Below are 6,911 nucleotides of genomic sequence, written 5' to 3' on the forward strand. Positions count from 1 at the left end.
GCGAAGCGGCCCCGAAACCAATCACCGCGGTGTATCAGGTAAACCGCGTGCGATGGTTTCACGACTGCTGCGCAGCCGAGCGGGGATAAATCCCCTCGCCACAATGAATCCCACACCACAGATAAATCCCCATCCCACACATGTCCTCTCCCGCAGGGGATCGGAAATCAGTCCGGGGTTTGTTCGGCCAGGGCCACGGCGCGGAACATGGCGCGGCGTTTGTTCAGGGTTTCTTCCCATTCCAGGGCCGGCACCGAGTCGGCGACGATGCCGCCACCGGCCTGCACGTGCAGTTCGCCGTTCTTGATCACTGCGGTGCGGATGGCAATCGCGGTGTCCATGTTGCCGTTCCAGGCGAAGTAACCGACCGCACCGCCATACACACCACGCTTGACCGGCTCCAGCTCGTCGATGATTTCCATCGCACGAATCTTCGGTGCGCCAGACAACGTGCCCGCCGGCAGAATCGCCCGCAGTGCGTCCATCGCCGTCAGGCCTTCTTTCAACTGGCCGGTGACGTTGGAAACGATGTGCATCACGTTGGAATAACGCTCGATGACCATTTTCTCGGTGAGCTTCACCGAACCAATCTCCGAAACACGCCCCGTATCATTACGGCCCAAATCGATCAGCATCAAATGCTCGGCGATCTCTTTGTCGTCCGACAGCAGGTCTTCTTCCAGCGCCAGATCGGCTTCTTCGGTCGCGCCACGTGGGCGTGTGCCGGCGATCGGGCGCACGGTAATCAAATTGTCTTCGACGCGCACCAGCACTTCCGGCGAACTGCCGACGACGTGGAAGTCGCCGAAGTTGAAGAAGTACATGTACGGCGTCGGGTTGAAGCAACGCAGCGCGCGGTACAGATCAATCGGTGCAGCGTTGAAGTCGATCGACATGCGCTGCGACGGCACGACCTGCATGCAGTCACCGGCGAGGATGTATTCCTTGATGGTGTCGACGGCTTTTTCGTAATCGTCCTGAGTAAAACTGGAACGGAATACTGGATCAGCCGATTGCTGCTTGCTGAAATCCAGGCCACGGCGCGGGGTGATCGGCTGGCGCAGTTGCTCCAGCAATTCCTGCAAACGTGCCTGACCTTGTTCGAAAGCATCGGCCTGCGCAGGGTCGGCGAGAACGATCGCGTGCATCTTGCCGGCGAGGTTGTCGAACACCACAACGGCGTCGGACACCATCAGCAAAATATCCGGCACACCCAATGGATCCGGGTTAGGGCACTTGCCCAAGCGCTTCTCGACATAACGCACGCAGTCGTAACCGAAGTAACCCACCAGACCACCGTTGAAGCGCGGCAGGCCTGCAATGGTCGGCACGTTGTAACGCGCCTTGAAGGATTCGACAAAGGCCAGTGGGTCTTCAACGTCGTGGCTTTCGGTCTCGACGCCGTCAACAGTGATGCTGACGTGATGATCATGAACACGCATGACCGTGCGGCATGGCAGACCGATGATCGAGTAACGGCCCCATTTCTCGCCACCCTGCACCGATTCGAGCAGGTAGGAATTGGGCTGGTCGGCCAGTTTCAGGTAGATCGACAGCGGCGTGTCGAAGTCGGCCAGGGTTTCGCAGGCCAACGGAATGCGGTTGTAGCCGTCAGCGGCCAAGCGCAGGAATTCTTCGCGGATCATAAGGTGCCTCGTGGTGTGAGGTGCTATCAGTCAGGTATGCAAACGCGCCGGCAGACCGGCCAGAAAAAAGTCAGGCGCGCCAACGCCAGCGGGCCAGGGCCTTGATGACTTTCATCCAGAGTTTGCGAGTGACCACCACGATGGCGTTTCCAGAATGGGATTGAGAAGCGTCGGGCAACGTTATCTCAGCGGCCGAACCGAGGCAACCGGGAATTAGCTTGCGCAGATCGTCGATCACCAGCGCCGGCGATTCTTCGGCAATCGGTCGGCCATGGTTGTAGCCGTAACTCAGCGCCACGCATTTGACCCCCGCCGCTTTCGCCGCCAGCACGTCGCTGCGCGAGTCGCCGACGAACAACGACTGCGAGGCCGGGATGTTGGCCATTTTCATCACGAAAAACAGCGCCGCCGGATCAGGCTTTTTCTGCGGCAAGGTATCGCCGCCGATGATCCACTTGAAGTAGCGGCCGATTTTCATCTGATCCAGCAGCGGCGCGACGAAGCGCTCCGGCTTGTTGGTGATCAGCGCCATGGCCACGCCTTGCTTTTGCAGCCACTTGAGCGTGTCGCGCACGCCGGGATAGACCACGGTCAGCTCATGGCTGGCGCCGTAAGCCTCCATGAATACTTCCAGCGCATGTTCGGCCTCGACGTCATCCACCGCCGAATGGTCGATGCCACCGGCCAAAGCACGGCGCACCAGAACCGGCGCGCCGTTGCCAACCCACTCGCGCACCGCTTCGATGCCGGCAGGCTGGCGGCCGAGGGAGAGCAGCATGGTGTCCACCGCCGCTGCCAGGTCTGGAACCGAGTCGATCAGCGTGCCATCCAGATCGAACATCACCAGCCGAGGCAGTTTTCCCGGGAACATCTGCTCAAATCCGCTCATGGGCGCGCCAGTGCCAGTTCGGAACGCATCTTGTCGATGACTTCCTGGTAGTTCGGCGCATTGAAGATTGCCGAGCCCGCGACAAAGGTGTCAGCGCCAGCGGCAGCGATTTCACGGATGTTGTTGACGTTGACGCCGCCGTCGATTTCCAGACGGATGTCACGGCCCGAAGCATCGATGATCGCCCGCGCTTCGCGCAGTTTGTCGAGGGTGCCGGGAATGAATTTCTGCCCGCCGAAGCCTGGGTTGACGCTCATCAGCAAGACCATGTCGACCTTGTCGATCACGTACTTGAGCACGTCCAGCGGGGTCGCCGGGTTGAACACCAGGCCGGATTTGCAGCCGCCTTCACGGATCAGTTGCAGCGAGCGATCAACGTGCAGCGTGGCTTCCGGGTGGAAGGTGATGTAGGTCGCGCCGGCTTCGATGAAGTCGCCGACGATACGATCCACCGGGCTGACCATCAGGTGCGCGTCGATCGGCGCGGTGACGCCGTACTTGCGCAACGCCGCGCAGACCATCGGGCCGATGGTCAGGTTGGGTACGTAGTGGTTGTCCATGACGTCGAAGTGGACAAAGTCGGCGCCAGCGGCGAGAACGTTGTCGACTTCCTCGCCGAGGCGGGCGAAGTCGGCGGAGAGAATCGACGGAGCAATTACGAAGGGCTGCATGACGCACCTTTTCTGAGCTAAATCACGATGGCGCGCATTGTAGCCTCATGCATTGCTGCGCGCACCGTGACCGCGATGATCAGTACGCCGCTCGGTAAATCTTCTCGATATCGACGGCGCTGAGTTTGCGCGGGTTATTGCGCATCAGGCGCTCGATCCCCGCGGCTTCCACCGCCATGGCCGGGATCGCTTCTTCCGGCACACCGAAACTGCGCAGCCCGGCAGGAATTTCCACCGCCGCGCACAAATCGGTCATCGCCTGCACGGCTTTATCCGCCGCCTCGGCTGCACTCAGATGAGCGGTCTTCACCCCCATGGCTTCGGCAATATCCTGCATGCGCTCGACGCAAGCCATCTTGTTCCAGGTCATGACATACGGCAGCAGCAAGGCATTGCTCACCCCGTGGGCGATGTTGAAACGCCCGCCCAGCGGATACGCCAGCGCATGCACCGCACCGACCCCGGCATTGCCGAACGCCATGCCGGCCATCAGGCTGGCAGTGGCCATGTCTTCGCGCGCTTGCAGGTTGGCGCCGTTGGCGTATGCCTTGGGCAAGGCTTTGGCGATAAGTTTGATTGCGCCGATGGCCAGCGCGTCGGTGATCGGTGAGGCATTCACCGACAGATAGGATTCGATGGCGTGTACCAGCGCGTCGACGCCACTGGCGGCGGTGACGCTGCGTGGGCAGGTCAGGGTCATTTGCGGGCTGACCAGCGCGACGTCCGGTAATAGATAGTCGCTGACGATGCCTTTCTTCAGTTGCGCGACCTTGTCCGAAAGGATGGCGACGTTGGTCACTTCTGAACCGGTGCCGGCGGTGGTCGGAATGGCGATCAGCGGCGGGCCTTTGCGCGGCACCTGGTCGACGCCGAACAGATCTTCCAGCGCACCGTGGTAACCGGCATACGCGGCGACGCTTTTGGCGATGTCGATGGCACTGCCGCCACCGAGGCCGATCAGGCCGTCATGCCCGCCCTCACGGTAAACGCGCATACAGTCTTCAACGATGGCGATTTCCGGGTCTGGCAGCACGCGGTCGAAAATCTCGTACTCGCGCCCGCCCAATTGGCATAGCGCCAGCTCGACGGTGCCGGATTTGACCAGCGCGGCATCGGTGACAATCAGCGGGTTGTCGATGTCGAGGCGCGTGAGTTCAGCGGCCAGTTGCTCGATGGCGGCGGCGCCGGTGATCAGTTTGTGAGCGATTTTGAACTGGGACAGACTCATCGTGCGCAGCCTCTTATAGATATGGGAGCTGGGCACAAGATTAGCTGGGGATTTGGGGTTGTCTGCTATTCACTCCATGAATGACCCAGTCGCGAGGACGGTACTCCCTGATTGTTCCCACGCTCTGCGTGGGAATACAGCCGGGGACGCTCTGCGTCCCATCCTCGAGCGGGAACGCGGAGCGTCCCGAGAGGCATTCCCACGCAGAGCGTGGGAACGATCAGCGTCAGACCTGGGCGGTGCGCAGTTTTTCGCTGCGGCCGCGTAGCCATTCCAGGGTCAGCAGCAGGATGACCGAGAAGGCAATCAGCAAGGTCGCCGCAGCGGCAATCGTCGGACTGAGGTTTTCGCGAATCCCGCTGAACATCTGCCGAGGCAACGTCGCCTGCTCGGGACCTGCCAGAAACAACGTCACCACCACCTCGTCAAACGACGTCGCGAAGGCAAACAACGCCCCGGAGATCACTCCCGGCGCAATCAACGGTAAGGTCACGCGACGGAACGCGGTCAGTGGCGATGCACCGAGACTCGCGGCGGCACGCACCAGGTTGTGATTAAACCCCTGCAAGGTCGCCGACACCGTGATGATCACAAACGGCACGCCCAGCACCGCATGCACGACGATCAGCGAGAAGAAGCTGTTGCCCAACCCCAACGGCGCGAAGAACAGGTAACTCGCCACACCAATGATCACCACCGGCACCACCATCGGCGAAATCACCAGCGCCATCACCAGCGCTTTGCCAGGGAAGTCACCGCGAGTCAGGCCAATCGCCGCCAGCGTGCCAAAGATCATCGCCAGCACCGTCGCCGCCGGGGCGACGATGATGCTGTTCTTCAGTGCGCGCATCCATTCCGCCGAGGCGAAGAAGTCGTGGTACCACTGCAGCGAGAAACCCTGCAGCGGATAGACCAGAAAACTTCCCGAGTTGAACGACAGTGGAATGATCACCAGCACCGGCAGAATCAGGAACAACAGAATCAGGCCGCAGAGAATCCGCAGGCTGTAGAACCACACCCGTTCAATGGGCGACATGTAAGGACTCAGCATCTCGAATTCCCCTTAGCTCAGACGCAGGCGACTGGCGCCCACCAGCCAGCTGTAAATCAGATAAAGCACCACGGTCGCCAGCAGCAACAACCCGCCGAGTGCGGTGGCCATGCCCCAGTTGATGCTGGTGTTGGTGTAGAAGGCGACGAAGTAGCTGACCATTTGATCGTTCGGGCTGCCGAGCAGCGCCGGGGTGATGTAGTAACCGATGGCGAGAATGAACACCAACAGGCACCCGGCGCCGACACCGGCGTAGGTTTGCGGGAAGTACACCCGCCAGAAACTGGCGAACGGGTGGCAGCCGAGGGAAATCGCCGCGCGCATGTAGGTCGGCGAGATGCCTTTCATCACGCTGTAGATCGGCAGGATCATGAACGGCAGCAGGATGTGCACCATCGAGATGTACACACCGGTGCGGTTGAACACCAATTCCAGCGGTTTATCGATGATGCCCATGGCCATCAGGCCGCTGTTGATCAGCCCGCCCGATTGCAGCAGCACGATCCATGCGGCGACGCGCACCAGAATCGAAGTCCAGAACGGCAGCAGCACCAGAATCATCAGCAGGTTGCTCTGCCGCGATGGCAGGTTCGCCAGCAGGTAGGCCAGTGGATAGGCGAGCAGCAGGCAGATCACGGTGATGACCAGGCCCATCCAGAACGTGCGGGCGAAGATGTCGAGGTAGATCGCCTGATCCGGGGTGGCCGGGGCGATTTCGCCGAGGTCGTCGATGCGGTGGTCGACGGACGCCAGCAAGTAGTACGGTGTGATGCTGCTGGTGTTGCGTTTGACCGCTTGCCAGTAGGCCGGGTCGCCCCAACGTTCGTCGAGTGCTTCCAGCGCTTCTTTATAAGAGGCCGGTTCGCTGGCGAAGGGCAGCGCCCGGGCGGTTTTGGTCAGCAGGCTGCGATAGCCGGCCAATTCCATATTCAAGCGCTTGGACAGATCGCCCAGCGTCTGGTTTTTACGTGCTTCGGCGAGGTCTTCGCCGGCGGCTTTGTAGACCGGTTCAGCGGGCAGGCCGCGGCCGTCCCAACTGGCGATGGCCGCCACGGTGCGCGGCATGCCGCCGACCACTTCCGGGTTGCCGACGCTTTTGTAGAGCAGCGCCACGATCGGCACCAGAAACACCAGCAACAGAAACAGCACCAACGGCGCAATCAGCGCTTGAGCCTTCCAGCGGTTGACCCGCTCGGCGCGCTTGAGCTTCTGCTTCAAGGTGGGGCTGTTGCCCTCGTTCAGGGGAACGGCGATGGCCATGACGTACTCCGCAAATCTTTGATCGTTACAGAGGCGGCGAACCACCTCGAACTTTAGCTACTGATCGTTCCCACGCTCTGCGTGGGCACGCATCCAGTGACGCTCTGCGTCACAGGGACGCGGAGCGTCCCGGGCGGCATTCCCACGCAGAGCGTGGGAACGATCA

6 protein-coding genes are annotated in these 6,911 nt (G+C 61.1%); all 6 read right to left on the minus strand.

The genetic code is table 11. The annotated features are described in order from the left end of the window. Window positions 1-167: 167 nt before the first annotated feature. Window positions 168-1,646: an anthranilate synthase component I gene (gene trpE / locus PMI37_RS19635; RefSeq protein ID WP_008084111.1), complete on the minus strand. Its 1,479-nt coding sequence runs from the start codon at window positions 1,644-1,646 to the stop codon at window positions 168-170. 70 nt (window positions 1,647-1,716) lie between these two features. Then, window positions 1,717-2,535 (minus strand): phosphoglycolate phosphatase, encoded by an 819-nt coding sequence (locus PMI37_RS19640; protein ID WP_008084113.1) that lies wholly within the window; start codon window positions 2,533-2,535, stop codon window positions 1,717-1,719. Continuing rightward, a complete protein-coding gene (gene rpe, locus PMI37_RS19645; RefSeq protein WP_007918813.1) occupies window positions 2,532-3,206 on the minus strand; it encodes a ribulose-phosphate 3-epimerase in 675 nt (224 codons plus the stop codon). Before rpe ends, PMI37_RS19640 begins: the two co-directional genes overlap by 4 nt. 79 nt (window positions 3,207-3,285) lie before the next feature. Beyond that, entirely contained in the window at window positions 3,286-4,434 is a 1,149-nt protein-coding gene (locus PMI37_RS19650; protein WP_008084118.1) for an iron-containing alcohol dehydrogenase, read from the minus strand. A gap of 226 nt (window positions 4,435-4,660) precedes the next feature. Further along, on the minus strand, window positions 4,661-5,485 hold the full coding sequence (locus PMI37_RS19655) for an ABC transporter permease (protein ID WP_008084123.1): 825 nt from the start codon (window positions 5,483-5,485) through the stop codon (window positions 4,661-4,663). Between the two features lie 12 nt (window positions 5,486-5,497). Continuing rightward, window positions 5,498-6,745 (minus strand): ABC transporter permease, encoded by a 1,248-nt coding sequence (locus tag PMI37_RS19660; protein ID WP_008084125.1) that lies wholly within the window; start codon window positions 6,743-6,745, stop codon window positions 5,498-5,500. Window positions 6,746-6,911: the final 166 nt, after the last annotated feature.

The organism is Pseudomonas sp. GM80 (assembly GCF_000282515.1).
Classification (GTDB): domain Bacteria; phylum Pseudomonadota; class Gammaproteobacteria; order Pseudomonadales; family Pseudomonadaceae; genus Aquipseudomonas.